The 25,891-nt window shown below is 72.1% G+C and carries 30 protein-coding genes and 1 tRNA gene; 16 read left to right on the plus strand and 15 right to left on the minus strand.

From position 1 onward, the window contains the following. The first annotated feature begins 41 nt into the window (after positions 1-41). Positions 42-905: an NAD(+)/NADH kinase gene (locus tag JOL79_RS05020; RefSeq protein ID WP_230984230.1), complete on the plus strand. Its 864-nt coding sequence runs from the start codon at positions 42-44 to the stop codon at positions 903-905. Positions 906-974: 69 nt separating this feature from the next. After that, the gene (locus JOL79_RS05025; RefSeq protein WP_210154461.1) at positions 975-1,268 is read left to right on the plus strand and encodes a hypothetical protein; all 294 of its coding nucleotides are present in this window, start codon (positions 975-977) and stop codon (positions 1,266-1,268) included. A gap of 27 nt (positions 1,269-1,295) precedes the next feature. Here JOL79_RS05025 and mgrA read toward each other — a convergent pair whose 3' ends face one another. Together mgrA and JOL79_RS05035 are read right to left on the minus strand one after the other, a co-directional pair. Continuing rightward, complete coding sequence (gene mgrA, locus JOL79_RS05030; protein WP_210154462.1) at positions 1,296-2,291, minus strand: L-glyceraldehyde 3-phosphate reductase; 996 nt, start codon at positions 2,289-2,291, stop codon at positions 1,296-1,298. 137 nt (positions 2,292-2,428) lie between these two features. After that, positions 2,429-2,656, minus strand: coding sequence for a hypothetical protein (locus tag JOL79_RS05035; RefSeq protein ID WP_210154463.1), 228 nt, complete (start codon positions 2,654-2,656; stop codon positions 2,429-2,431). A gap of 163 nt (positions 2,657-2,819) precedes the next feature. Here JOL79_RS05035 and JOL79_RS05040 point away from each other — a divergent pair, with 163 nt between their 5' ends. Next, positions 2,820-4,160 carry a helix-turn-helix domain-containing protein gene (locus JOL79_RS05040; protein WP_210154464.1) on the plus strand — a complete coding sequence of 447 codons (1,341 nt, stop codon included), beginning with the start codon at positions 2,820-2,822 and terminating at the stop codon, positions 4,158-4,160. Positions 4,161-4,211: 51 nt separating this feature from the next. Here JOL79_RS05040 and JOL79_RS05045 read toward each other — a convergent pair whose 3' ends face one another. After that, on the minus strand, positions 4,212-4,877 hold the full coding sequence (locus JOL79_RS05045) for an HAD family hydrolase (RefSeq protein WP_210154465.1): 666 nt from the start codon (positions 4,875-4,877) through the stop codon (positions 4,212-4,214). 151 nt (positions 4,878-5,028) lie between these two features. Here JOL79_RS05045 and JOL79_RS05050 point away from each other — a divergent pair, with 151 nt between their 5' ends. Further along, on the plus strand, positions 5,029-5,736 hold the full coding sequence (locus JOL79_RS05050; RefSeq protein WP_210154466.1) for a TetR/AcrR family transcriptional regulator: 708 nt from the start codon (positions 5,029-5,031) through the stop codon (positions 5,734-5,736). A 42-nt stretch (positions 5,737-5,778) separates the two neighbouring features. Then, positions 5,779-6,432: a GNAT family N-acetyltransferase gene (locus tag JOL79_RS05055; RefSeq protein ID WP_210154467.1), complete on the plus strand. Its 654-nt coding sequence runs from the start codon at positions 5,779-5,781 to the stop codon at positions 6,430-6,432. 77 nt (positions 6,433-6,509) lie between these two features. Here the strand turns inward: JOL79_RS05055 and JOL79_RS05060 are convergent, their stop codons facing one another. The 3 genes from JOL79_RS05060 to JOL79_RS05070 form a co-directional block, all read right to left on the minus strand. Beyond that, a complete protein-coding gene (locus tag JOL79_RS05060) occupies positions 6,510-6,746 on the minus strand; it encodes a hypothetical protein (protein ID WP_210154468.1) in 237 nt (78 codons plus the stop codon). 220 nt (positions 6,747-6,966) lie between these two features. Further along, positions 6,967-7,040, minus strand: a tRNA-Lys gene (locus JOL79_RS05065). Positions 7,041-7,159: 119 nt separating this feature from the next. After that, on the minus strand, positions 7,160-7,756 hold the full coding sequence (locus JOL79_RS05070) for a nucleotidyltransferase family protein (protein WP_210154469.1): 597 nt from the start codon (positions 7,754-7,756) through the stop codon (positions 7,160-7,162). Positions 7,757-7,811: 55 nt separating this feature from the next. Between JOL79_RS05070 and JOL79_RS05075 the strand changes: the two genes are divergently transcribed. From JOL79_RS05075 to JOL79_RS05085, 3 genes are all read left to right on the plus strand, one after another. Further along, complete coding sequence (locus JOL79_RS05075) at positions 7,812-8,324, plus strand: DUF1360 domain-containing protein (protein ID WP_210154470.1); 513 nt, start codon at positions 7,812-7,814, stop codon at positions 8,322-8,324. Further along, on the plus strand, positions 8,308-8,883 hold the full coding sequence (locus JOL79_RS05080) for a DUF6328 family protein (RefSeq protein WP_210154471.1): 576 nt from the start codon (positions 8,308-8,310) through the stop codon (positions 8,881-8,883). Before JOL79_RS05075 ends, JOL79_RS05080 begins: the two co-directional genes overlap by 17 nt. A gap of 94 nt (positions 8,884-8,977) precedes the next feature. Beyond that, positions 8,978-9,127 (plus strand): GPGG-motif small membrane protein, encoded by a 150-nt coding sequence (locus tag JOL79_RS05085; RefSeq protein WP_165900798.1) that lies wholly within the window; start codon positions 8,978-8,980, stop codon positions 9,125-9,127. Between the two features lie 141 nt (positions 9,128-9,268). Here JOL79_RS05085 and JOL79_RS05090 read toward each other — a convergent pair whose 3' ends face one another. After that, complete coding sequence (locus JOL79_RS05090; RefSeq protein WP_210154472.1) at positions 9,269-9,994, minus strand: metallophosphoesterase family protein; 726 nt, start codon at positions 9,992-9,994, stop codon at positions 9,269-9,271. Next, positions 9,991-10,236, minus strand: coding sequence for a BON domain-containing protein (locus tag JOL79_RS05095; protein WP_210154473.1), 246 nt, complete (start codon positions 10,234-10,236; stop codon positions 9,991-9,993). The genes JOL79_RS05090 and JOL79_RS05095 overlap by 4 nt, the downstream gene beginning before the upstream one ends. A gap of 290 nt (positions 10,237-10,526) precedes the next feature. On the opposite strand from JOL79_RS05095, the gene JOL79_RS05100 reads away from it, so the two are divergent. Continuing rightward, positions 10,527-11,753 carry a glycosyltransferase gene (locus JOL79_RS05100; protein ID WP_210154474.1) on the plus strand — a complete coding sequence of 409 codons (1,227 nt, stop codon included), beginning with the start codon at positions 10,527-10,529 and terminating at the stop codon, positions 11,751-11,753. Here the strand turns inward: JOL79_RS05100 and JOL79_RS05105 are convergent. Beyond that, complete coding sequence (locus JOL79_RS05105) at positions 11,644-12,762, minus strand: DNA topoisomerase IB (protein WP_230984232.1); 1,119 nt, start codon at positions 12,760-12,762, stop codon at positions 11,644-11,646. The two genes, JOL79_RS05100 and JOL79_RS05105, sit on opposite strands and share 110 nt — an antisense overlap. Continuing rightward, a complete protein-coding gene (locus tag JOL79_RS05110; RefSeq protein ID WP_210154475.1) occupies positions 12,744-13,796 on the minus strand; it encodes a glycosyltransferase family 9 protein in 1,053 nt (350 codons plus the stop codon). Before JOL79_RS05110 ends, JOL79_RS05105 begins: the two co-directional genes overlap by 19 nt. A 176-nt stretch (positions 13,797-13,972) precedes the next feature. Here JOL79_RS05110 and JOL79_RS05115 point away from each other — a divergent pair, with 176 nt between their 5' ends. From JOL79_RS05115 to JOL79_RS05125, 3 genes are all read left to right on the plus strand, one after another. Beyond that, complete coding sequence (locus JOL79_RS05115) at positions 13,973-14,221, plus strand: hypothetical protein (protein WP_210154476.1); 249 nt, start codon at positions 13,973-13,975, stop codon at positions 14,219-14,221. 12 nt (positions 14,222-14,233) lie between these two features. After that, entirely contained in the window at positions 14,234-15,226 is a 993-nt protein-coding gene (locus tag JOL79_RS05120; RefSeq protein ID WP_210154729.1) for an SDR family oxidoreductase, read from the plus strand. 77 nt (positions 15,227-15,303) lie between these two features. Then, the gene (locus tag JOL79_RS05125; RefSeq protein ID WP_210154477.1) at positions 15,304-17,139 is read left to right on the plus strand and encodes a transketolase; all 1,836 of its coding nucleotides are present in this window, start codon (positions 15,304-15,306) and stop codon (positions 17,137-17,139) included. Between the two features lie 245 nt (positions 17,140-17,384). On the opposite strand, the gene JOL79_RS05130 is transcribed toward JOL79_RS05125, so the two are convergent. The 4 genes from JOL79_RS05130 to JOL79_RS05145 form a co-directional block, all read right to left on the minus strand. Next, positions 17,385-17,642, minus strand: a complete 258-nt coding sequence (locus JOL79_RS05130) for a DUF6458 family protein (RefSeq protein WP_210154478.1) — start codon at positions 17,640-17,642, stop codon at positions 17,385-17,387. A gap of 108 nt (positions 17,643-17,750) precedes the next feature. Further along, positions 17,751-18,218 (minus strand): ATP-binding protein, encoded by a 468-nt coding sequence (locus tag JOL79_RS05135; RefSeq protein ID WP_210154479.1) that lies wholly within the window; start codon positions 18,216-18,218, stop codon positions 17,751-17,753. 285 nt (positions 18,219-18,503) lie between these two features. Further along, positions 18,504-19,511, minus strand: a complete 1,008-nt coding sequence (locus JOL79_RS05140; RefSeq protein WP_210154480.1) for an aldose 1-epimerase family protein — start codon at positions 19,509-19,511, stop codon at positions 18,504-18,506. A 142-nt stretch (positions 19,512-19,653) separates the two neighbouring features. Further along, positions 19,654-19,890: a hypothetical protein gene (locus tag JOL79_RS05145; protein ID WP_307848322.1), complete on the minus strand. Its 237-nt coding sequence runs from the start codon at positions 19,888-19,890 to the stop codon at positions 19,654-19,656. Positions 19,891-20,197: 307 nt separating this feature from the next. On the opposite strand from JOL79_RS05145, the gene JOL79_RS05150 reads away from it, so the two are divergent. The 4 genes from JOL79_RS05150 to JOL79_RS05165 are packed head-to-tail and all read left to right on the plus strand — an operon-like array spanning position 20,198 to position 24,696. Continuing rightward, positions 20,198-21,424: a glycosyltransferase gene (locus tag JOL79_RS05150; protein WP_210154481.1), complete on the plus strand. Its 1,227-nt coding sequence runs from the start codon at positions 20,198-20,200 to the stop codon at positions 21,422-21,424. Between the two features lie 2 nt (positions 21,425-21,426). After that, positions 21,427-22,311 carry an SGNH/GDSL hydrolase family protein gene (locus JOL79_RS05155; protein WP_210154482.1) on the plus strand — a complete coding sequence of 295 codons (885 nt, stop codon included), beginning with the start codon at positions 21,427-21,429 and terminating at the stop codon, positions 22,309-22,311. Then, positions 22,308-23,480, plus strand: a complete 1,173-nt coding sequence (locus JOL79_RS05160) for a glycosyltransferase family 4 protein (protein WP_210154483.1) — start codon at positions 22,308-22,310, stop codon at positions 23,478-23,480. The genes JOL79_RS05155 and JOL79_RS05160 overlap by 4 nt, the downstream gene beginning before the upstream one ends. Before the next feature lie 40 nt (positions 23,481-23,520). Further along, complete coding sequence (locus JOL79_RS05165; RefSeq protein WP_210154484.1) at positions 23,521-24,696, plus strand: cytochrome P450; 1,176 nt, start codon at positions 23,521-23,523, stop codon at positions 24,694-24,696. On the opposite strand, the gene JOL79_RS05170 is transcribed toward JOL79_RS05165, so the two are convergent. Continuing rightward, positions 24,686-25,630, minus strand: coding sequence for an MEDS and STAS domain-containing protein (locus JOL79_RS05170; protein ID WP_210154485.1), 945 nt, complete (start codon positions 25,628-25,630; stop codon positions 24,686-24,688). The two genes, JOL79_RS05165 and JOL79_RS05170, sit on opposite strands and share 11 nt — an antisense overlap. Positions 25,631-25,891 lie beyond the last annotated feature (261 nt).

Here is a 25,891-nt window from a genome sequence, read left to right on the forward strand (position 1 = left end):
GTGCGCGTTCCCATCCACTACCGGCCCGTACAGTAGGGCCCATGGGCATGGTCAGCACCGTGGGTCTCGTCCTGCACCCGCAGCGCGACTCCAAGGAGGCAATCGAGACGATCATCGAGTGGGCCAAGGGGCGCGACGTGACCGTGCTCGGCCTGCCCGACGAGGTCGGACGCATCGACTGCAGCGCCGTCGCGGTCGACTCGCCCACCCTGATCAGCCGGGCCGACCTGCTCGTCAGCCTCGGTGGCGACGGCACGATGCTGCGGACCATGCGGCTCATCACAGGGCGTCCCACCCCCGTGCTCGGCGTCAACCTGGGCCGCCTCGGGTTCCTCGCGGAGATCGACGTGGAGGAGCTCGAGCCGACCCTCTCCGCGATCGACCGGCACGACTACACCGTCGAGTCGCGGATGGCCGTACAGGTGACCATGCCGGACGGCGGCACGGTGACGGCGTTCAACGACGTCGCGCTGGTCCGGATCCCGGGCAACGGCCTGTCGGCCGTGGCCGTCTCCGTGTACGGGCACCCCTTCGTGAGGTACGCCGCGGACGCCCTGATCGTCGCCACGCCCACCGGGTCGACGGCCTACAACTTCTCCGCGGGCGGGCCGATCGTGTCGCCGACCGTCGAGGGGTTCCTCATCGTCCCGGCCGCCGCCCACTCGGCGTTCAACCGGGCCCTGGTCCTGTCGGCCGACGAGGAGGCCACCCTCGACGTGCTGCCGACCAGCGGCCAGATCGCCATGGAAGTGGACGGCGCGATCGGCGGCCACCTGGGCCCCGGCGACCGGCTCACCGTCACCGCGGTCCGCGACGCGGCCCGGGTGGTCCGGCTCGGCGCCACGACCTTCTACGAGAGGGCGCGCCGCAAGCTGCGGGTAAACGGCAGCGCTGAGGTCGACTAGGACGGGCGTCTCCCGGTCCGGGGCGGGTACGGTCACGACGACCGACCCGAGCAGGGCAGGGGGCACGTGATGACGCATCACCACCACGGCGAGCACGATCACCGGCACGGCCCGGAGTGCGGCCACACGGCCGTGCCGCACGGCGATCACACCGACTACGCCCACGAGGGCCACCTGCACCGGGCGCACGACGGCCACTGGGACGAGTGCGAGCCCGAGGGCCACGTCGAGCACAAGCAGGAGCACGGGCACCAGCACGGCGAGGGCTGCGGCCACCCGTCGGTGCGGCACGGCGACCACCTCGACTACCTGCACGAAGGTCACCGCCACGCCGCCCACGCCGGCCACTGGGACGATCACTGACCGCCCCAGGGCCGGCGCGCCGGCCCGCTAGAGGAGCCGTTCGATCTCGGCGAGCTCGTCCGGGGAGAGCGCCGGCGCCCGCACGGCGGCCACGTTCTGTTCGAGCTGGGTCACGCTGCTCGCGCCGACCAGCACGGACGTGACCCGGGAGTCGCGCAGCAGCCAGGCCACGGCGAGCTGGGCCAGGCTCTGGCCGCGGGCCTGGGCGATCTTGTTGAGCCCGCGCAGCGACTCGAGCAGCTCCGGCGTGAGCCGGTCACGGGTGAGGAAGTGGCCGATCGACATGCGGGATCCCGCCGGCACGGTCCCGTCGAGGTAGCGGTCGGTCAGCAGGCCCTGGGCGAGCGGCGAGTAGGCGATGCAGCCCGCCCCGACGCTCTCCAGCGTGTCGAGCAGGCCGTCCTCCACCCAGCGGTTCAGCATGGAGTAGACCGGCTGGTGGATCAGCAGCGGGGTGCCCAGCTCGCGCAGCGCGGCGGCGGCCCGCCGGGTCTCCTCCACCGAGTAGTTGGAGATGCCCGCGTAGAGGGCCTTGCCCGACCGGACGGCGGTGTCCAGCGCCCCCATCGTCTCCTCGATGGGAGTCTGCGGATCGGGCCGGTGGGAGTAGAACACGTCCACGTAGTCGACACCCATGCGGGTGAGCGACTGGTCCAGGCTGGCCAGCAGGTATTTGCGCGACCCCCACTCACCGTACGGCCCGGGCCACATGTCGTAGCCCGCCTTCGTCGAGATGAACAGCTCGTCGCGGTACGGCGCGAAGTCGGCCCTGAAATGGCGCCCGAAGTTCTCCTCCGCGGAGCCGTACGGGGGGCCGTAGTTGTTGGCCAGGTCGAAGTGGGTCACCCCGAGGTCGAAGGCGCGGCGCAGCACGGCCCGCTGGACGTCGAGCGGCTGACCGTCGCCGAAGTTGTGCCACAGGCCGAGCGCGACCTCGGGGAGCAGCACGCCGCTGCGGCCGCTGCGGCGGTACTTCATGGTCTCGTAGCGGGCAGGGTCGGCGGCGTAGCGAGGCGGGATCATCCATGGCCTTTCTTCCGGAGCCTCCGGCTCCCACGGTGTCGGGGGAACCGTGACTCCAGGACTACCAGGTGATCCACTCTTCCGGCGGGCCGCCCTCGGCCGCGCGCTCCCGGCGCGCGGGCCGACGGCGGCGACGTTCAGGCGGGCGTGAAGCCGGCCTTCACCGGCGCGGTGATCAGGCTCTCCTGCGCGGCGAGCTCGGCCGCCAGTGATTCCGGATCGTCCGCGTCCAGTGTCATCGCGCAGCCCCTCCGGAGCGCCTCCAGGTCGACCGCCCCCCGCCTCGTAGCCCACCACCGGCCCACATCCGACCGCCAGATGATCCAGCCGGTATGAACCCGTGCCAAGTCGTCCATCGTGGTCATCGCCACTCATCTCCAACGGCATCTCGCGGGGGGATCGGCCCAGCAAACCCCTTCCGGACGGAGACGGGTATCAGCCAGGGCACGTCCAATCACAGCCAGTAGCCGCACGATCACGCGATTGACCGTACGCTTCGGTGTGTCACGCGACGCTGGGGGGTGCGACATGCCCGCGAACCATCGCCATCCGGCCAACCGGCAGCTCGCCTGGGAGCGGCTGCAGCGCGGCTGGTCGTACGAGGAGCTGTGCGAGCGCGTCCGCGGGCAGATGGTCGCGTGCGAGGAGACCGACACCGGCCTCACGGCCAACACGGTGCGGCGGTGGGAGACGGGTGAGCGGCGGCCCGACCCCCGCTACCGCAAACACCTGGTGACGGTCTTCGGCAAACCCGCGAGCGAGCTTGGGCTGCTCACGTCCGAGGAACTGGCCATGCGGCCGGTCTCGGAGGTGGTGGACGAGATACGGAGGCTGCTGAGCATGATCGCCGGCAATGTGGACGGCATCGACCGTTCGACGTTTCTGCGGGGGCTGCTCGGCGTGGGCGTGCTCGCCCCGCTGCTCGGCGACGGCGGCGAGGCCGTCCCGGACGACGGTCACCGGGCCGTGGACGCCGAGTCGGCCGGGGCCTTCGCCGATGTCGTCGACCGGCAGGCGGCCCTCTACTGGACGGCTCCCGCGCGCGAGGTCTATCAGTCCTCCGTCGCCCACACCGGGCTCGGGATGCGGCTGCTGCGGACGGCGCCGCAGGGCGCGGCGCGGCTGACGCTCGCCGAGGCGGCGGCGCGTTCCGCGCTGCTGTCCGGCCGGATCGCCTTCTTCGACCTGGACGACGCGCCCACCGCCGAACGGCTGTTCCGCCTCGCGCTCACGGCGACGAGGGAGTGCGGCGATCACGCCCTGGCCGCCGCCGTGCTCGCGCACGCGTCGTTCGTGCCGGGCTTCGCGGGAGACCGCGCCTCGGCGCTGGCGCTCATGGACGCGGCGTTCGCCCACGCCTGGCACGGTGTCGGCCCGCTGACCAGGGCCTGGCTGCACTGCGTCGCGTCGGAGATCTCCGCCAGGTGCGGCGAGCCGAAGGAGTGCATGCGCCACATCGACCGCGCCGACCGGATGGCCGACGGCCCAGGAGACGACCCGCACTGGCTCGACTTCTTCGAGCGGGCCAGGCTGGACGGCTTCGCCGGATTCAGCGCGCTCACCGCCGGGCACCACGAGGAGGCGGCCCGGCGGCTCGGCTCCGCCTTAGGCGATCTCGGTCCGAACGGCGGCAAGCAGCGGTCCGTGCTGCTCGCCGATCTCGCCGCCGCCCACGCCCCCGCGGACCCCGAGCGGGCCGCCGACCACCTCGGCCGCGCGGTCGACGCGCTGGAGGAGACCTGGTACGAGGTGGGCTACGACCGGGTCAGATCGCTGCTGGGCGCCCTGCCGTCCGGGGCCGTACGTGACGGGATCGGCGAACGGCTGACCGAGCTCGGCCGGGCCAGGCGGCCCGAGCTCATCACCTGACCACCCCGGCTCGTCCTTTCGGCGCGGGGCGCGTCCTTCCGCGCCGGGGCGTCAGGCGGAGCCGCACTCCTCGTTGTGCTTGCGGACCATCGCGGGCAGGTCGTCGAGCGTCTCGGCCTGGAAGAGGCACCGCTCCGTCACCGCGTCGTCGCACAGCACGTGGCCCCATGGGCCGCGGCGTAACAGGGCGGTGCGCAGGCCCGCCTCCTGGGCGGGCCGGATGTCGTTGTCGATCCGGTCGCCGACGTAGAGCACAGACGCGGGAGCGCAGCCCGCCTCCCGCACCACCCTGAGGAAGAACGCGAGGTCGGGTTTATGGACACCCCAGCCGTCGGAGGTCCCGATGACGTCGACGGGGAGGCGGAGGCCGCGCAGGACGCGCTCGGCCCGCGTCGTCTGGTTGCCGGCCAGCCCCACGCGCAGCCCCATGGCCTTCAGCTCCGCCAGGCAGGGGCGGGCGTCGGGGTAGAGGTCCTCCTCGCCGAACGTCTCGGCCCGGCCCTCCAGGGCTCGGCGTTCCCGCTCCTCGTGGAGGTCGAATCCCGGCCTGAAGTGCTGGAACGTCTCTCGGTAGTCGCCCCCTCGGGCGATGACCGCGCCGAACACCGCGGAGAACGTGTGCCGGGGCACGCCCAGCCAGTCGGCCCAGGTCCCGTACTCCCGGGTCTCGTCCACGATCGTCTCGCCGACGTCGAAAAAGACGGCCTCCAGCCGCATGCGTCCCTCCGTACCCAGGCTGCCTCTGTCACTGGGCACCTTGGCATATGCGGACGTCCGCGATGGGGAGAATCGGTCAGGCGCAAGAAGTCAATAATAGTGCGCAAAAAAACAGTGGATACATGAATAAAAACGTGTTAACGTCGCTACCGTGGACGTGAGAACCCGGATACTTCACGCCGCGGCCGAGCTGCTCTCCCACGCGCCCGAGGCCGACATCTCCACCCGCGCGGTGTGCGAGGCGGCCAGGGTCGGCGCTCCCGCGCTCTACCGGCAGTTCGGCGACAAGGAGGGCCTCCTGACGGCGGTCGTCGACTACGGCTTCGAGCAGTACCTGGCCGGCCGGAGCCCGGCGTGCTCGTCGGACGATCCCGTCCAGGACCTCAAGAACGGGTGGGACGACCATGTCGGCTTCGCGGTGGACAACCCGAACCACTACCGGCTGATGTACTCCCCCGGGCTGTCGGCTCCGCCCGGGGCGGCGGCCGAGGCGCACCGGCTGCTGCTGGAGATCCTCGAACGCTGCGCGGCGGGCGGACGGCTGCGGACGTCGCCGCAGACGGCCGCCAACATGATCATGTCGGCGATGGCCGGCGTCGCGCTGTCCCTCGTCAGCCGGCCGACCATCTCCGCCGACACCGAGTTCTCCGGCCGGGTGCGGGACGCCGTCATCGAGGCGGTCACGGTCCCGGCCGTGGCCGGAGGTCGCGCCCCGGCGTACGGCGGCACCGCGGTGGCGGCGGCCACCCTCGGCGCCCTGCTGCCGGAGGGTCCGGTAGCCCCCCTGACCGAGGCGGAGACCGGGCTGCTGCGCGAGTGGCTCGGCAGGCTCTCGGACACCTCCATCACCATCGCGTGATATTCGCGTGAGAGTGAGGCCCGGGACCGGGAGAATCGGATCATGCGTCACTGGCCGCTGTTCGACCTGCGCCTGATCACGCCCCGGCTGGAGCTCAGGCTGCCGTCCCCGGAGGATCTCGACGAGCTGGCGGAGCGCGCTCTCGAAGGCGTGCATCCACCGGACTACATGCCGTTCACCGTCCCGTGGACCCTGGTGCCGCGCGAGGAGCTGCCGGGTGAGGTCGTGCGCTTCCACCTCTCGGTCATGGGCCGGTGGCGGCGTGAGCACTGGTCCTGCAACTTCGCCGTCGTCCACGAGGGCCGGGTGGTGGGCATCCAGGAGATGACGGCGAAGGAGTTCGCGGTCACCCGGGAGGTGCGGACGGGTTCGTGGCTGGGCCGGGCCCACCAGGGCAGGGGAATCGGCACCGAGATGCGTGCCGCCGTCCTCCACCTGGCCTTCTCCGGGCTGGGCGCCCTGACGGCGACCTCGGGGGCCGCGGTCGACAACCACGCGTCCCTCGGCGTCTCGCGCAAGCTCGGCTACCGGCCGGACGGCCTGCAGGTCCACGCCGTCCAGGGGAAGCGGGCCGTGGAGCAGCGCGTCCGGCTCGCCCGGGAGGACTTCCGGTGCCCGGTGCCCGTCGAGATCCACGGGCTCGGCCCCTGCCTGCCCCACTTCGGCGCGGGCCCGCCGCGACGCCCGGCGCGCTGATCGGCGCTCCGGGCGGCACAGCTCGGTGAGACGGACGACCATGCCGGCGATCCCCTCCGGGTCTTTCAGGGGAAGCGTCAGGCGTACAGGAACCAGAACCCGGTGGGCGGGACGCTGGAGCCGTTGCTGACCCAGGTGCAGGTGTAGTAGGGCCACATGCCGTGCTCGACGCCGTACGAGCCGTAGCGGACGCAGTCGTCGTAGCCGTAGTAGACGTTCCTGAGCTGCGTCGCGTGGGCGGGCGCCGCCGACAGGGCGAGCGTGAGACCTCCGGCGAGGGCGGCCGAGGCCAGCAGGGAAACCACCTTGCGCATCCGTACCTCCTGCCGTGACGACCCGCGACGGGCCGTGATCAGTGGCAGCAGCGTGGCACCGCGCGGAGCGCCTGCCCAGAGCAGTGCCGCACGGGCGGTCGCGACGTCGCGCGACCCGGCTGAAACGCTGAAACATTCATGGCGCCCAACGGGAGACGGCCGTGAGAGCTCCGAAAGAGAAAGCCCAGGCCGCGTTCGCGACCTGGGCTTCCTGCGAATGTGCGCCGCCAGGGACTCGAACCCCGGACCCGCTGATTAAGAGTCAGCTGCTCTAACCAACTGAGCTAGCGGCGCGTGACATCCCTAATGGTAGTGCCGCCCGAGCGCCCCTCGCGCCACTCGCGGCCGGGCCTGACGTGGAGGAGGACCGGCCCTGCCCCAGGCATTACCCCGTCGCTCCTGTCACGAGGCGCTCACGGCCAGACGGCGCCCTCCACCGGCGTCGGGTGCTCGATCACCCGGAGCCGTTCGAGCAGGGTGATGAAGGTCGACGCGTACGGCGAGTGCGCCACCACCGCGGCCACCCGGTCCCAGTCGACCTGCTCGCGCATCGCGCGGACCAGGGGCAGCAGGCCGCCGTAGTCGCAGGCGTGCTCCGATAGGGGAAGGATCCACGAGATCACCAGATCGGTGGCCTCCAAAACCGGCAGGCTCACCGCCACGGTGTTGATCGGCTCGGCCCGGGCGATCATGGCCTCGGTCACCGGCCGCTCGGCGAGCGAGTAGATCAGGTCGACCAGCACGCCCTCCTCGTCGTACGCCTTGACCAGCCAGTCCTCCGGCGGCTTCGCGGTCCGGAAGCCCAGGTCCTCCAGTGTCTTGAGCGCGAGCGGCACGTCCTCCTCGACGAGGGCGAAGTCGACGTCGTGCAGGGAAGGGGCGGCGCCCCGCGCGTATCCCGCGCAGCCGCCCGCGAGGGCGAAGCGCACCCCGGCCTCCTTCAGGCCCGCGCCGGCGCGCTTGAGCGTCTCGAGGATCGCCTCGGTGACCGCGTGACTGTGACTACCCACTTCCGTCGCCTGCCCCGCAATGTTCGTCGCAAACAAAGCCGGGTAGGGCGGTCGCATGACGGACACCCTCCAGGAAGTCAAGCGGGAGTACGAGGGCGGGAGCAGCCGTCCGCTCGGGTCGTACGCGCGGGTCCTCGGCATGTACGGCGGCGCCGTCTCCGTGCTGCTGGCCGCCGCCCGGCTGACCGGCCGGACCGGTCCTGACACGGTCACGCCGATGGATCTCGCGCTGATGGGCCTGTTCACCCATCGGCTGTCGCGGACGCTGGCCCGAGACACCGTCACCAGCCCCCTTCGCGCCCCTTTCACCAGGTACGCCGGTGTCTCCGGCCCCGCCGAGCTCCGCGAGGAGGTCCGCGGGGCGGGGCTGCGGCACGCCCTCGGGGAGCTGCTGACCTGTCCGTTCTGCCTGGCCCAGTGGGTCGCGACGGGCTACGCCGCGGGAATGATGTTCGCGCCGAAGATCACCCGGATGGCGGGCGCGACCATGGCGGCCGTGGCGATCTCCGACTGGCTCCAGCTCGCGTACGCCCGGCTGATGAAGGCCGCCGATGAACGACATGACTGAACCGCTGACCAACCCGGAGGAGACCAGGAAGGAACGGGTCGACCGCGAACTGGGCGAGCTCCTCCAGGGGCTCCGGGTCGCCTCGACGGGCGTCCAGGTGCTGTTCGCCTTCCTGCTCACGCTGCCCTTCTCCAGCGGCTTCGGCAAGATCGACGTCACCGCCCTGTGGATGTTCTACGTCGCGGTGGCGAGCGCGGCGACGGCCTCGATCTGCTTGATCGCCCCCGCGGCCCAGCACCGCGTCCTGTTCCGGTCGCAGCTGAAAGAGGTCATGCTCAAGCGGGCGAACCGGATCGGGGTGGTGGGCGGCGTCGCCCTCGCCGTGTCGATGACGTTCTCCACCGGGCTCGTCGTCGCGGTGTCGGCCGGGTCGTGGCCGGGAGCGCTGATCGCGGCGGGGGTCGCGGGGCTCAGCGCATGGCTCTGGTTCGTCCAGCCCCTGCTGTCGTTGCACCGCGCCCCGCGCGAAGGCACCTCCGGCGGGCACGCGCGTCCCGGCGCGGACAGCGGCGCGGATTTCGACGGGGATGCCACCGGCGCACCGCCCTCCACCCGGTAAAGCGAACGCCACGTGTCAAGGATCCGACGGCAAATTCGCCGGGGGCACCGGGCGGATGATGTTATGAGGTCATTTGCCAGGGCAGTGGTGGGCCATGGCTACTCTGCTCTGGATCATCGCCGTAGTACTGGTGATCGCTGGGATCTACGTCATCCTGGCGCGTCGGGACATCCTCTGGGGGATCGTCCTCATCGTCCTCGGGTTCCTCATCGGCCCGGGGGGCGTCAGCATCTTCAATCCCTAGGCCCGTCACGCGCGGGAGGACGGCCGGCCTCACGGCCTGGCCGTCCTCCCGCGCGTGACGGCGTTCACCGACGAGTTCACAGCCCGGATTCCACAGCGATTCCACAGCGATTCCACAGCGCCGACAGCGCAGCCGACGGGATCAGCAGTCCTCGCCGAGGCAGTAGACCGAGTAGGCGTGCTTGATCACCGGCAGGGCGACGTTGCGCACCCTGATGCCGCCGGGGGTGACGCCCTTCTCGGTGCCGGCGTGGGCGTGGCCGTGCACGACCAGGTCGGCGCCCTGCTCGTCGGCCGCCTCCGCGAGGAGATAGCTGCCGAGGAACGGATAGATCTCGGGCGGCTCCCCCATCAGGGTGTCCTTGACCGGCGAGTAGTGGCTCAGCACGATCCGGTGATCGGCCTCGATGCTCTTCAGGGCGCTCCGCCAGCGTTCGGCGATGTCCCTGGTGTGCCGGACGAACGCCTTGGTCTCGGGCTCGCCGAACTCGCTGGCGCACTTGCCCGCGAATCCCCCGCCGAAGCCCTTGCCGCCCGCCACGCCGAGCCGTACCCCGTCCAGGTCGAGGACGGCGGCCTCGTCGTCGAGCACGACGATCCCGGCGTCGCGGAGCACGGAGATGATCTCGCGATCCCGGTCCGAGTGATAGTCGTGGTTGCCCAGCACCGCGATCACAGGGACGGGCAGGTCGCGGAGCTCGCCCGCGACCACACGTCCCTCCTCCAGGGTGCCGTGCCTGGTCAGGTCGCCCCCGACCAGCAGCACGTCGGCCCGGTGCTCGATGCCCTCCAGCCGCTTGCGGTAGTGGCCGCGGACGTCCTCTCCCAGGTGGATGTCCGCCACCGCGGCGATCCGCAGATCCCTCACAGGTGCTCCTCCTCCCCGGGCTCCAGCATCTCGACGAGAGTGATCTCGTTGTGCACCCGCATGCCGGGAGCGGTCTCCCGCGCGACGTTCTCGATCTGGTGCCGCCGTTCGGAGCACGAGACCTGCCCGCGCAGGTACACCTGCTCCCCGCGCACGTCCACGCGGATACCGAGCTCGTTGGTGCGCTCGTCCTCGGCCAGTGCCCGCTGCACGCGGGCCGCGACGTACTGGGGTGTCTCCATTGGCTCCCCCTTCCCCTTCGTACGGCTGCCCGGCCCTCCGCAGGCGAAACCACGGGTTTGACCGCCGCCACGCCGGATAGTGGAAAGGGGAATGCCCGGTGCCTAAGACGCAGGTACCTCCCAGGCGGAAGCGTGCCGTAACGGAGGACAGTCATGGGTACCCGGCATGCCGTGCGCCCCTGGCGCCGAGGCTCCTTCCGCTCCGTCCCCGGCAGTCGCCGCGTCTACCGCCCGCGCTTCCCGGACGCCGGGCCGGGTGCTCCTCGCTTCCCCCACGGAGGGACCTCACAGTGAAGATCGCCATGGTTTCGGAGCACGCCAGCCCCCTCGCCGCCCTCGGCGGGGTGGACGCCGGCGGCCAGAACGTCCACGTCGCCGCGCTCGCCAGGCAACTCGGCGAGCGCGGGCACGACGTGACGGTCTACACGCGAAGGGATCACCCTGACCTGCCCGAGACGGTCTCCTTCGGCCCCGGCGTGACCGTCGTCGCCGTGCCCGCGGGCCCCGCCGCACCGATCGCCAAGGACGAGATCCTGCCCTGGATCCCGCGGTTCGGACGCTGGCTGCACGACCGGTGGCTGTTCGACCGGCCCGACGTCGTGCACAGTCACTTCTGGATGAGCGGCCTGGCCGCCCTCGACGCGGCCGAGCGGCTCGGGATCCCGGTGGTGCACACCTACCACGCCCTTGGCAGCGTCAAGCGGCGGCACCAGGGCCTCGCCGACACCAGCCCGCGCGAACGGATCGAGGCGGAGGCCGCCATCGGCCGGCGCGCCGACGCGATCATCGCCACCTGCCCGGACGAGGTCGACGAGCTGATCAGGATGCGGATCCCCCGCACGACCGCCCAGGTCGTGCCGTGCGGTGTCGACTCATCGGTCTTCCACCCGCACGTCGAGCCGCTGGAGCGGCCGGAACGGCCACGGCTGCTCTCGGTCGGCCGCCTCGTGCCGCGCAAGGGGATCGAGACGACCATCGACGCCCTGCGGCACCTCAGGGACGCCGAACTGGTGATCGCCGGCGGCCCGCCGGCGGCGGCGCTGCACCACGACCCCGAGATCACCCGGCTGCGGTGGCTCGCGGCCCAGGCGGGGGTGGCCGATCGGGTGCGCTTCCTCGGCACGGTCGGCCGCGACCGGCTGCCCGCCCTGATGCGCTCGGCGAGCGTCGTGGTGTCCGTCCCCTGGTACGAGCCCTTCGGCCTGGTCACACTGGAGGCCATGGCATGCGGGGTGCCCGTCGTGGCCTCGGCGGTCGGCGGCCAGAAGGAGACCGTGGTCAACGGGGTGACCGGCCTGCTGGTGCCGCCCCGGCAGCCCCTCGTGCTGGCCAGGGCGCTGCGCGGGCTGCTCGACGACCCCGTCCGGCGCGCCGCGTACGGCTTCGCCGGTGCCGACCGGGCCAGGGTCAGGTACGGCTGGAGCCGGATCGCCGCCGAGACGCTCGCCGCGTACGAGGATGTGATCTCCTCCCGCGGCCTGTCGCCCCTGGACGGCCGGCCCCGCGCAGCAGGCTGATGACGGCCTCCTCGACCCGCCCGTGGGTGGCCGGCCCTCCCTCGCCCGCGCCCTCCCCCAGCCGCTCGGCCGGGATCACCTGCCCCTTCTCGTACAGCTCGATCAGACGTGGATCGACGTAGGACGCGCGGGCGACCGCCGGGGTGTTGCCGAGATATTCGGCGACCTCCTTAATCACCCGGGACACGGCCCGCTTCCGGCCGGTCGTGCCGCGTACCGGCCTGGAGACGGCCAGCCCGACCGCGGCCAGGACCGTGGCGTGCCAGGTGCGGAAGTCCTTGGCCGACGCCTCGGTGCCGAGCGTCTCCTTCAGATAGGCGTTGATGTCGGCACTGCGCACGTCGGCCCAGCCCTCGCCGGTCCGGTAGCACAGCAACTCGCCCCGCCGGCCGGACGACAGGGCGGTGAGGACGGCGCACACGTCGGGGTCCCGCAACACGAGCGCGCGCTCCTTGCCGCCCTTGGCCAGGTATCTGCAGATCACCTGGCCATCGCGGCACCTCACGTGGGAGGTGCGCAGCGTCGCCAGGCCGTAGGAGTCGGTGTACTCCTCCCCGCCGACCCGGAAGAAGCCGATGTCGAGCATGCGGGCCGCGGTCGCGAGGACCCGTTCACGGGTCAGCTCGTCGCCGGCCAGGTCTCCGGCCACCCGTTCGCGGAAGACCGGCAGCCGCTCGGCCACCTCGAGCACGTGGTCGAACTTGGCCCGGTCCTGCCTCCGCCGCCACTCCTCGTGGTAGCGGTACTGCCTGCGGCCCGCCGAATCGGTTCCCACCGCCTGCAGGTGCCCGTCGGGCGCGGCGCAGATCCACACGTCGGTCCACGCGGGCGGAATCGCCAGGGACCTGATCCGCCGCAGTGTCGCCCTGTCCTTGACCGGCCGTCCCGACGCCCAGGTGTAGGTGAAGCCCTTGCCGCGGCGGTGCCGCCGGATCCCCGGCTCTTTCGGGTCGCTGGGCCGCAACTCGATCTCCGGCACGGCGAACGCCGTCACCTCAGCAGATCCCATGCCTGCTCCAGTACGGCGTCCACGGTGACGTCGCCGACCCAGGACGCGTCGGGGTGGCCGCACGCCCGCATGACCGGATCCGCGCCGGCGCCGCCGCAGACGGGGCACCGCGTGGTCCAGGAGATCACCGGCCGGTGCAGATGCCGGGTCAGCGGTCCCCAGTTGACGAGGTTGCCGCACCAGTAGACGCCCACGGTGGGCGTGCCGGTGGCGGCCGCCAGATGGCGGGGCCCGGTGTCGTTGGACACCAGCAGGTCGCACGCCGCGTACAGCGCGGTGAGCCCGCCCACGGACAGCTCGCCGACGACCGGGCGCGCGGGCCGTTTCATGGCCGCGACCACCCTGTCGACGACGTCGCGCTCCTCCTCCGTGCCGGTGACCACCACGGGCCGTCCCAGCCGGTCGGCGACCTCGGCGAACCGCTCGGGCGGCCATCTCCTGCGCCGGTCGCTCGCGCCCGGATGGATCGCGACGAGACCGCGCGGCAGATGACCGATGACGCGGTTCAGCTCCGCCCAGTCACCTCTGACGACCGCGACCTGCGGTTCGAGGTCGGAGGTGGACGCGCCGAGCAGTCCCGCCACCTCCAGGTGGCGCAGCGTCTCGTGCTGGTAGTGCACGTACGGCACCCAGCGGTCGAGCGGCGGGGCGTCCGGGGCGCGCAGGCCTGCGGTGACGCGGGCGCCCAGCCGCCGGATGAACGGGTTCGAGGCGCGCCCGCCGCCGTGCATCTGCACGGCCAGATCGAAGTGACGTTCCCGCAGGTCCGTGTAGACGTCGTCCGGCGGGGGCGGCACGCCCGGCGGGCCGGAGACCCCGGGCACGGGCGGCAGGACGACCACCTCGTCGACCGGTCCAGGCCGGCCGCGGAGGAATCCGGCGTGCCACTCCCGGCCCAGCAGGGTCATCCTGGCGACGGGATAGGCCCGCTTGAGCGCCGCTATCGCGGGCAGCGCGAGCAGCAGGTCGCCGAGGGCGTTGGCCCGCAGGACGGCGATCCGCTCGACGCCGTCGACGAGCAGGGTCGCGCTCACGGGCGGGCGCCACGGGACGGTCTCCGCGTCGTTCCCTCGTTCATGGGACACCCCCAATCGCCTCGCGAAGCGACTTGGCTACCCGGTCCCGGACCTCCCAAACCGGATGACGGTGCTGGTTGTGGCGGTGTCATGGCGGTTGTTTTCGTCCCGGCTGTGGGGGTAGCCGCCAGAATATGAGCGAGGAACAGCGTTCGCCGTCCGGCAAGCCGATGGTGCCGGCGACACCCATGGACGTGATCCGCATCCGCCTCGGCTCGTTCGTGCTCGTCTTCTGCGTGGCCGTGGGTGTGCTGTCCGCCGTCGCGCGGCTGTGGTGGCTGACCGGAATCGTCCTGGTCGTCGCCGTACTCGTGGTCCTGAACATGGTGTTCGCCGTGAGGAAGCAGCGCACGCTGGGCGGCGGACCGGAATCGAGAGGATGACCCCCGGTGAGCCTGACGAACAAGGTCGTGGTCGTGACGGGCGCGAGCGGAGGTGTGGGCCGCGCGGTCGTCCGGCAGCTCGGCGCCGAGGGCGCGACCGTCGCCCTGATCGCGCGGGGTGAAGCCGGCCTCGCCGGTGCCGCCGTCGACGTCGGCGCCGAGGGCGGCACGGCGAAGGTCTACAGCGCGGACGTCTCCGACTACGACCAGGTGCGGGAGGCCGCGCAGCGGGTCGAGGCGGAGCTGGGGCCGATCGACGTGTGGATCAATGTGGCCTTCACCACGGTCTTCGCGCCGTTCATGGAGATCACCCCGGAGGAGTACGAGCGGACCACGCGCGTGACCTACCTCGGCTACGTGTGGGGCACCCGTGTCGCGCTGGAGACGATGCGGCCGCGCGACCGGGGCGTCATCGTGCAGGCGGGCTCGGCCCTCGCGTACCGGTCGATCCCCCTCCAGTCGGCGTACTGCGGGGCCAAGCACGCGATCACCGGCTTCACCGAGTCGGTCCGCACCGAGCTGATGGCCGAGGGATCCGGCGTGCACATCACGATGGTGCAGCTCCCGGCGCTGAACACACCGCAGTTCGACTGGGGCCTGAATCGCATGCGGCGGCACACCCAGCCGGTGCCGCCGATCTACCAGCCGGAGGTCGCGGCCCGGGCGCTGCTCTTCGCGGCCGAGCATCCCGAGCGCAAGGAGTACTGGGTCGGGGGCACCACCGCGGCCACGATCCTGGCGCAGCGGATCGCGCCCGCCCTGCTCGATCGTTATCTGGCCAGGACGGGGGTTCAGTCGCAGCTCGCGGACGAGCCGCCCACGGGCGTGTCCAATCTCTGGGAGCCCGCGGACAAGGACCACGACTACGGCGCGCACGGCGACTTCGACACCCGCTCCCACCGTCACAGCCTCCAGCTGTGGTTCTCCCAGCACCGGGGGGCGATGACGGCCGCCGCGGCCGGGATCGCCGCGGTCGCCGGGATCGGCCGCCTCCTGCGCAGATGATCCACTCAGCGGCGACGGTTACCAGATAACGCCTCAAATCCCGCGATATTCGGTCATTCGCGGGGTAGTCGAGGGCGATGGACGAGGTCGACTACCGTTTCCTCTGTGAGCTCGCGACCCAGCTGAGGGTCGACTCCGTACGCGCCGCCGCGGCCGCCGGCTCGGGGCATCCCACGTCGTCGATGTCGGCGGCCGAGCTCATGGCCGTGCTCCTCGCCCGTCATCTCCGGGTGGACCTGACCGACCCCCGCGACCCCGCCAACGATCATCTGGTCTTCTCCAAGGGCCACGCCTCGCCGCTTCTCTACGCCATGCTCAAGGCGTCCGGCGTGATCGACGACGAGGAGCTGCTGACCTTCCGCGGCCGCGGCAGCCGCCTCCAGGGCCATCCCGTCCCCTCGGTTCCCCTGGTCGGCGTGGCCACCGGCTCGCTCGGGTTCGGCCTGCCCGTCGCGGTGGGACTGGCCCTCACCGGCCGCCGGCTCGACCGCCTGCCGTACCAGGTGTGGGCGCTGTGCGGCGACGGCGAGACGGCCGAGGGGTCGATGTGGGAGGCGTTCGAGTTCGCCGGGCAGGAGGGCCTCGCCAACCTCACCGCGATCATCGACGTCAACCGGCTGGGCCAGCGCGGGCCGACCCGGCTCGGCTGGGATCTCGCCGGGTACGCCCGGCGGCTGGGCGCCTTCGGCTGGCACACGATCGAGATCGACGGGCACGATCCCGGCCAGATCGACTACGCGCTGTCCGACGCGCGGGCCACCCGCCGCCGTCCCACGGCCATCCTCGCCCGCACCTGCAAGGGGTTCGGGGTGTCCGCCGTCGAGGACCGCGAGGGCAAGCACGGCAAACCACTCGACGACGCCGAGCAGGCGATCGCCGAGCTGGGCGGACCACGCCGGCTCACCGTCCGGGTGACGCCGCCCACCGGGCCCGGGACGGCCTACGGCTTCGCCATCTCCCCGGGCAGCCCCCCGGCGTACGAGATCGGCGAGCGGGTCGCGACCCGGGCGGCGTTCGGACGGGCCCTGGCGGAGCTGGCCAACGAGCGCGGGGAGATCGTCGCGCTGGACGGCGAGGTGGCCGACTCCACCGGGCTCGACACCTTCGCCGAGGCCCATCCCGAGCGGTTCTTCGAGTGCCACATCGCCGAGCAGCAGATGGTGGCGGCGGCGGTCGGCATGCAGGCGAGGGGCTGGAAGCCGTACGCGGTGTCCTTCGCCGCCTTCCTCACCCGGGCGTACGACTTCGTCCGCATGGCCGCGGTCAGCCGCGCGGACCTGTGCCTGGTCGGCTCGCACGGCGGGGTCTCGATCGGGGCGGACGGTCCCTCGCAGATGGGACTGGAGGATCTGGCCGCCTTCCGGTCGATCCACGGCAGCACGGTGCTGTATCCGTGCGACGCGAACCAGACGGCCCGCCTCGTCGAGCAGGCGGCCGACCTGGAGGGGATCCGCTACCTGCGCACCACCCGCGGCGAGACCCCGGTCGTCTACGCCCCGGACGAGCGGTTCCCCGTGGGCGGCTGCAAGATCCTGCGCACCGGCGACGACGCGACGGTCGTGGCCGCCGGGATCACCGTCCACGAGGCCCTGGCGGCCGCCGGCCCGCTGGAGGAGGAAGGCATCTCGATCACCGTCGTCGACGCCTACTCCGTCAAGCCCCTCGGCGCGGCCGAGCTGCTGTCGGCGGCCAGGTCGACCGGGCGCGTCGTGACGGTGGAGGACCACCGGCCGGAGGGCGGCCTCGGCGACGCCGTCCTGGCCGCGCTGGCGGACGCCCCGGTCCCGCTCGTGAAGCTGGCGGTGACGGGCATGCCCGGCTCGGCCGCGCCGGCCGAGCAGCTCGCCGACGCGGGCATCGACCGGCACGCGATCCGGCGGGCGGTGCGGGCTCTGGTCCGCGGCGGTTCGTGACCCGGGGACCGGTACGGCCCGTCCCGTATGAGCAGGGCGGGCAGGGCGTATCGGCGGCCTGTTGGTGGCCTATTGGTGCCCTATTGGCGGCTATCGGCACGGGAGTACGGGCACGGGCGCCCCGGCAGGGCCTTATCCGCCTGCGGGGCGCCCGTGCAGCGCTCAGATCGTGGAGCGCTCAGATCGTGGAGCGCTCAGATCGTGGACGCTAGGAGTGGACGCTCGGATGGGGTCGTGGACGGGCCTCAGATGGGGTCGTTGTATCGCCGCTCCTCGTACACGTGGCGGCGGGTGGTGGCCTCGTCGACCGGAACGGCGGCGGAAACGGCGGCCGAGCGGCGGACGGTGGTCAGCCGCCAGATGCCGAACAACAGCCCGGCGAGCCCGCCGACCATGAGGATCACCCCGATGACCTGGATGTCGATGCCCGCGACGGCGAAGTCGACGGCCCAGGTGAGGATGGCGCCCACCATGATGAGGATGATGCTTCCGGCGATGGTCATGGATTCTCCTCCTTCGCCGGTGCCTCTATCCTCCCCACCGATTTCAAACGTGCGGGGTGGGCCGGGCGGAGGGCGAACGGAGCAGGGGCCCTGCCGGGCGGCGCGGGCTCAGCCCACCGCCAGGCGGGCCCGGGACGGCACGATCGGCACCGTGGCCGGGGTCTCCGCGCCGGTGATGAACCACACGGTCTTGCCGCCCCTCGCGGACCGGACGACCCCCCAGTCGTCGGCGAGCTCCCGCACGATGAGCAGCCCGCGCCCGTCGGTCGAGTCCATGTCGGCCTCCCGCTGCCGGGGCAGGCCCTCCCCCTGGTCGAAGATCTCGCCGTACACCCAGGTGCCGTTGCTGCCCAGGCGCAGGGTGAAGACGGTGCCGCCGTGCCGTACGACGTTGGAGGCGAGCTCGCTGACGACGAGGGAGCAGTCGTCCACCATCGCGTCGAGCCCCCATCTGGTCAGCTCCCGGCGTACCAGGGAGCGGGCCGACGCGACGCTCGCGGGGACGGCGGGTAGGAGGCATTCGGCGGTCCAGACGGGGTCGGCGTCCAGTGGCGCCGGTCCGAGGGGGAGAGTCACGCGCGCCTCCTTAGCCAATGGGAGCGCTCCCACGCCGTACGATACGGCACACACCGTGGTCATGTGAATTCAATGAAACGCGATTGTTTCCGGTCGAGTGCCCTATCGTGACCACACCCGCCCTTGACAAACCGTGACATCTCCGGATGGGGCCGTATTCACCCAGGTCAACGGGCCATCGGTCGTGAGCGGCGGGGTGCGGCCGGCCGCCCGTTCAGACCAGCCGGCCTGCCCCTCGTCGTGAAATAACATGAAAACCAGACATGTCTCGACACGACTGCTGTTTCACCCCACATCGGTGGGCAGCGCGCGCACTCCCCACCGGTGACCGGCACGTTCGCCCGGTTCGAGCCGGATGAGGTCCTCGCCGGTGGCGAACGCGTTGGGCGGGCAGCTCATCGGCTCGACGGCGATCCCCGCTCTGCGGTAGGGCTCGGGCAGCGTGTCACCCGTGTACACCTGAAGCCAGCGCACGCCCTCGCCCGCCCACAGCTCGACGCCATGTGAGTCCCCGTGCGAGTCCCCGTGCGAGTCCCCGTGCGAGTCGCCGGCGGTCCGCAGCCGCACCCGGACGAGCCCGTCGGGGTCGCGGCGCAACCCCGTGTAGGCGGTGTCCAGCACGGTGCCGCCGATCCGCCGGCCGTCCCGGAAGTCGTAGACGGTGCCCTCGACGTCCCGCCGTCCCGTCGGGATCTTGCGCGCGTCCACCTCGGCCCACTCGGCGGCGGGCAGTTCCAGGAACGCCTCGTCGACGGTCCCCTCGCCGAGCGTCAGGTACGGGTGTGCGCCCAGCCCGTACGGCGCGGGGGTCGACCCGACGTTGACCGCGGTCACCTCGGCCTCCAGGCCCGACGGTCCCACGGCATAAGCGGCGGTCAGATCGAGCACGTGCGGATATCCCTGCTGGGGGAACAGCCGCAGCCCGAACCGGATCGAATCCGGCTCCCGGGCGAGCACGGTCCACGGCAGCGTGCGCACGAAGCCGTGCGTGGCGTTGCCCGTCGCGATCTCGGTGATCGGGAGTTGCCGCTCCACGCCGCCGAACTCGTACCGGCCGTCCCGCACGCGGTTCGGCCACGGGATGAGGAGCTGCCCGGCCGCCCCCACCGGCGCGTGGCCGGCCGGATAGTCCATGAGCAGCGGCCGGCCGTCCCGGGTCAGGGCCCGGACGCCCGCGCCCACCTCGGTGAGCACGGCCCGGTAGCCGCCGCCCTCGATCGCGAACTGGGTGCCCGTCGGAGGGACGGCGCCGGCGCCCGTAGACGCGCCGTCGTTGACCACGGATTCCGTCATCCCCCGATGCTCTCACCCCAATTGGGGCGATATCGCCGCACCCCCGGCCGCACCCCCCAGCCCCGCCATCAGGTTGTGACATCAGGCCGTGACATCAGGCCGTGACATCAGGGGCGGGCATCGGGTGCGGGTCAGGTGGAGATCATGTGGAGATCATGTGGTTGCCCAGGCGCTCCTGAGCCGTGAGCAGGGCGCGCAGCTCGTCGGCGCTCTCACCGCTCCCGGTCATGATCATGCCCCGATCCATCTCGGCCCGGGAGAGAGACCTCGTCATCCGGGTCGCGTACCAGCGCCCGGCGTCGCTCCTCCAGATCGACCAGCGGCCGGCGTACTCGCTGCGCAGCTCGCTCCAGGCCGCGTCCTCGGCTGAGAACCGCACGCGTCACCACCTCCAGGTTCGGTGCCGGACACGACGATCTGCCCTGCCGGACACGATTGGTAGTGAGAAGCGGTCTCCCCCGCGCGGCGGCGCGGCCACCGCGGCCAGGATGAAGATCTCCCACCGGATGCGGTCACTTCACCCGACTTTGATGAAGACCCCTCCCGTCCCATCCGTTTCATGTCTTGTCCCGACACTGACCGGTATTCAGAGAAGGTTAGGTATCAGGCCATAAGCGGTTAGCTGTCCTGCTGACCAGTCGGTCCACCATCGGCGCAGACGCCCGTCCTGACGCCGTGGATGGAACATGAAGATCGTACGGCTGGCCAATTTCGTCGCCCCTCGCTCGGGCGGCCTGCGCACGGCCCTCCGGGAGCTGGGCGCGGGTTACGCCGCCGCCGGGCACGAGGTCGCCCTGGTGATTCCCGGGCCCCGTCCGGAGCGCCGGGAGACCCCCGCCGGGCTCGTGATCTCAGTGCCCGGCCCGCTCGTCCCCGGCACCGGGGGATACCGGGTCATCACCGCCCGCCGCTCGCTCACGCGGCTGCTGGACGACCTCGCGCCCGACCGGCTGGAGGTGTCCGACCGGACGACCCTGCGCTGGACCGGGCGGTGGGCCCGCTCACGCGGGGTCCGCTCGGCGATGGTGTCGCACGAGAGCCTCGACGGCCTGCTCCGCGTGTTCACGCCCCGGCGCGTCGCGGGCGTCCTGCCCAATCTGGCCGCCGACCGCGTCGCGGGCCGGATGGCCGACCGGCTGAACGCGGCCACGGCCGAGTCCTTCGACACGATCATCTGCACGACCGGCTGGGCCGCCGCCGAGTTTCAGCGGATCGGCGTCACCAACCTGGTGCGGGCGCCCCTGGGAGTCGATCTGGACCGCTTCGCGCCCGCCAACCGGGACGCCGAGCTGCGCCGGACGCTGGCCGCGCCCGGCGAGCACCTCGTCGTCCACTGCAGCAGGCTCTCCCCCGAGAAGCGGCCCGACCGGCCGGTGCTGGCGCTGCGTGAGCTCCGCCGCCGCGGGGTGCCCGCCGTGCTCGCGGTCGCCGGCGACGGCCCCCGGCGGCGCGCGCTCGAGGCGCTCGCCGGTGACCTGCCGGTGCGTTTCCTCGGCCACCTGTCCGACCGCGACCTGGTGGCAAGGCTGTTCGCCACCGCCGACGTCACGATCGCCCCGGGACCGGTGGAGACCTTCGGCCTGGCCGCCCTGGAGGCGCTGGCGTCCGGGACGCCGGTCGTGGTGTCGGCGGAGAGCGCGCTCCCCGAGGTGGTCGCGGACGCGGGCCTCGCCGTCGACGGCGGGCCCGGCGCGTACGCCGACGCCGTGGAGCGGATCCTCGCGCGGGACGAGGGCGAACGGCGCGCCGCCGCCCGGCGGCAGGCGGAGAGATACGGCTGGCCGGCCGCGGTTGCGGGCTTCCTGCGGGCCCTCGACGCGGGCGCGGGCCCCGGCATAGGCACAGGATCCCGCACGGGCGGGGCTCGGGCGCCGCGGCCTGTCTCGCACACGGATCCATCGGGAGAGGAGTGACGGTGACGACGCGTTTCGTGGCACTCGGCGACTCGGTGACCGAAGGCCTGGGCGACCCGCTGCCCGGCGGCGGCTGGCGCGGGTACGCCCGGCTGCTCGCCGACTCCCTCGGCCCCCGCGAGGAGGTCCTGTTCGGCAACCTGGCCGGCAGCGGCGCCACGTCGCGTGACCTGGCCGCCGACCAGCTCCCGCTCGCCCTGGCGTTCCGGCCCACGCTGGCCTGCGTGCTGGCCGGGGTGAACGACACGCTGCGCGGCGACTTCGGGCTCGCCGGAATCGCCGCCGACCTGGACGCCGTGGTCGGCGGGCTCAGCGACGCCGGCGCGACGGTCATGACCGCGCGCCTGCCCGATCCCGGCCTGATGCTGGGCGTCCCCGATCTCGTCAGGCGTCCGCTCACCCGCAGGGTCCGGGCGATCAACGCCGTCCTCGACCGGCTCGCGGACAGGTACGGCACCGTCCACGTCGACCTGGCCTCGCATCCCGCACTCTACGAGCGGCGGATGTGGGGGGTGGACCGGCTGCATCCCAGCGAGCGCGGGCACCGGTTGCTGGCCCGCCTCTTCGCGGCCGAGCTCGCCGCCCGGGGCGTCGCCGTACGGGCGCTGCCCGCCGAGGAGCCGGCCGGGCGCGACCCGTCGGCCTGGGCGAGCGTCCGGTGGATGGCGGTCGAGGGCACCGGCTGGCTGGCCCGCCGGTCGAGGGACTTCCTCCCCAGGCTCGGCGCGCTGGTCGTCCGCGAGGCCTGGTACGCGGCGCGCGGCCGGACGGCGGCGCTCGACGAGCGTTTCCTGGCCGAGCTTGAGCCGGCGCTGCGCCGTCTCCCTCCGGTGCCCGCCCGCGAACCGCAGCACGTCCCGCCCCGAGCCCGGGAGATCTCCGCATGAGAGTGGCCATCGTCTCCGAGTCGTTCCTCCCCCAGGTCAACGGCGTGACCAACTCCGTCTGCCGGATCCTGGACCACTTCGCCGATCAGGGCCACGACGCGATGGTGATCGCACCGTCCCCCGGGCCCGACGGGTACGCCGGGTTCCCGGTGCACGCCACCCCCGCCTTCCGGCTGCCGTTCTACCGGTCGTTCCGGGTGGGGTTGCCGACCCGGCGCGTCGCCGCGCTGCTCCGGGAGTTCAAGCCCGACATCGTCCACCTCGCCTCCCCCACGGTGGTGGGGGCGTCGGGGATGACGGCCGCCGCCGGGCTCGGCGTCCCCGCCGTGGCCGTCTTCCAGACCGACCTGGCGGGCTTCGCCCGGCAGTACGGCATCCGCGGCGCCGACCCGCTCGTCTGGTCGTGGCTCAGGCACATCCATGGCCGGGCCGCCCGCACACTCGCCCCCTCGACCGCCACCATGGCGGAGCTCGACGCGCACGGCGTCCCGCGCCTGCGGCTGTGGGGCCGGGGCGTCGACCTCGACCGGTTCAGCCCCCGACACCGCTCCGCCGAGGTGCGGCGCGAGCTCGCGCCGAACGGCGAGACGGTGATCGGATACGTGGGCCGCCTGGCCGCGGACAAGCGGGTGCACCTGCTGGCCGAGCTCGCCGACCTGCCGGGGACCCGCCTGGTGATCGTGGGCGACGGCCCGGCCGCCCCCGCGCTGCGCCGCCGTCTGCCGCGGGCCGTCTTCTGCGGGCTGCGCACCGGGGAGGACCTGTCCCGCGTCCTCGCCTCTTTCGACGTCTTCGTTCACACGGGGGCCAACGAGACGTACTGCCAGGCCGTCCAGGAGGCGCTGGCGGCGGGGGTGCCGGTGGTCGCGGCGGCCGCCGGAGGACCGCTCGATCTCGTCCGGCCCGGTGTGAACGGGCTGCTCTACCCCGCCGATTCCCCGTCCCTGATGCGCGAGGCGGTGCTGCGCCTGGTGGAGGACGCGCCATACCGGGCCGGCATGGGAGAACGGGCACGCCGGTCGGTACTCGACCGGACGTGGGCGCACACCTGCGCCGGCCTCGTCGGACACTACGAAGAAGTGCTCGGTGACGGCACGGCACTGACCGGACATGGCGATGCGGCCGTTAAGAGATGTCTTTCGCCCCTTGTCGATCGCCCGGGTAGGTGAGAACTTCTAGAGGCTGACGTCTCTTGAAGGGAAATCTGACATGCCCGGACTCCCTCAGTTGCCGTTCGAGCGCACGGACGCACTGGCTCTCTCCCCCGAGTTCGGAGAACTGCGCGCGGACCACCCGATCACCCGGGTCCGCACCGAGACCGGAGACGAGGCCTGGTTGGTCACCGGGTACGAGGAGATCCGGCAGATCTTCGCCGACGAGCGTTTCGGCCGATCCCACCCCACCCCCGAGACGGCTCCCCGGCTGTCCCACAGCGCCCTCCTGGGCGGCCCCACCGGCGACTACGCCACCGAGACCGAGGTGCACACCGGGATGCGGCGGCTGCTCGCGCCCGCGTTCTCCGCCCGGCGCATGCAGGCCCTGTCGGGCAAGGTCCGGCAGATCGTCGACGGCCTGCTCGACGAGATGGCCGAGGAGGGGCCGCCGGCCGACCTGCACGAGCGGCTGTCGGTCCCGCTGCCGATCCAGGTGATCTGCGAACTACTCGGCGTGCCGTTCGAGGACAGGGCGAGATTCCGTGCGACGGCGCAGGAGATGACCGACCTGTCGGACCCCGAGCGGTCGGCCGCCGCCCTGCGGGAGATGAACGAGTACAGCTACGCGATCGTGAAGCGGAAGCGCGAAAATCCGGGTGAGGACGTCTACTCCGATCTCGCCACCGCCCAGCTCCCGGAGCCGGACGTCGCGAGGATCGCGGGCGGCCTGCTGTTCGCGGGGCACGAGACGACGGTGAACCAGATCGACTACGGCACCCTGCTGCTCCTGCGCAACCCCGAACAGCGCGACGCGCTGATCCGCGACCCGTCCCTCGCGGGTGCGGCGGTCGAGGAGATCATGCGGGTGGCCGCGCCCAGCGAGCACGGCATCATCCGCTATGTCAGGGAGGAGGCGGAGGTCGCCGGTGTCCGGTTCGCCCCGGGCGACCTGCTGATGCTCTCCATCGCCTCGGCCAACCGCGACGACCGGGCCTTCGCCGACGCCGAGCGGTTCGACATCTCGCGCGAGGCCGCCTCCCCGCACGTCGGGTTCGGCTACGCGATCCGCTACTGCCTAGGAGCGAGCCTCGCCCGGGTGGAGCTGCGCGCCGTGTTCGGGTCGCTCTTCCAGCGCTTCCCCACGCTGAGCCTGGCCGTGCCGTACGAGGACCTGAAGCCGCGCGCCGACCGCTTGACCGGTGGATTCAACGAATTGCCCGTCACCTGGTGACAGGACCCACACCGGGTCCGCCGCCGGGTCCGCCGCCGGGTCCACCGCTGGGCACCGCCCCCGCCGCGGGGCGTTCGCCCGGGACGCGGACGCCGGGGATCCAGCCGCCGCCCAGCAACTTCAGCAATCGCGCCACCGGGCGGCGGCACCCGACGATCCGCATGCCCGTCGGCCACGTCAGGGCGGCCTTGATCAGGAGACGGCCGGTGGCGGCGTCGGCGAACCGCAGCTCGGCGAGATCGACGATCAACGGCCCGTCGGGAGACACGTCCTCGGGGAGACCGGCCAGCACGGCGGCCAGCGCCTCCCCGTTGGAGAAGTCGGCCTCCCCGATCATCCGCAGGCCCGGCGGGCACGACGTGTGACGCATCCGCAGCAGCGGTTTCCAGTTCGCGTCGTCCCAGGGCTCCAGCGTGGCCGGGTGGGCGCAGATGATGTGGTCGAGATCCTCCGGGCGGAGCGTGCGCTGGTCGTACACGCAGACGACCGAGAGATCAAGGGCGGCGAAGACCCGGTTCACCATGGCCTCGCATGATCTGAGCCGTCCGGGCCCGACGGCCGCCACGGGCGCCATGCCCAGGTCGCCGACGGCCCGCAGACCGGTGTAGCCGGCGTCGAGCGCCTCGGCGGTCCGGGTGCGCCATCGGCTCAGGATCTCGCCATGGTCGATCTTCCCGGCTCGGAGGTAACCGCTCTGGGAGAAGGTCACCTCAAGCTGTCCCCGGTCGCCGAACACCCCGACGTCGACCCCTCGCCTCGCTAAATCGTCCAGGAACGCGTCCACAGGCTGTGCCGTCGCCACGACGACCCGCTCGCCTGCCCGGAGTCCGGACGAAATCGCTCCGGTCACGACGCCGAGCCGTTGCTCGTCGTCGTCGTACACCCCGCAGACATGGTCACCGGCACACAGCCGGTCGAGCACCGTCGGGTCCATCGCGGCCCCCCAACCACGAAGGCGCGGCCGCCCCACACCGTGAGGCATTCCGCTTCGTCGCCCTACTTCGGACTATAGGCGCATGGTCGGAAATCCGCCGCACAGGTGGTCCCCGTCTGGCACAGCGCCTTCGTGACGCGGTTGAGACTTCTGCCGGGCTCCTTCGCTGGTGAATGGAGGCCAGGTGCGGAAAAGTCTCCAGTGGAGACTTCAATGACAGAATTGAAACTCCAGTGATCCCCCCGTGTGGATCGCCATCCC

The organism is Microbispora oryzae, from assembly GCF_017896165.1.
GTDB lineage: Bacteria > Actinomycetota > Actinomycetes > Streptosporangiales > Streptosporangiaceae > Microbispora > Microbispora oryzae.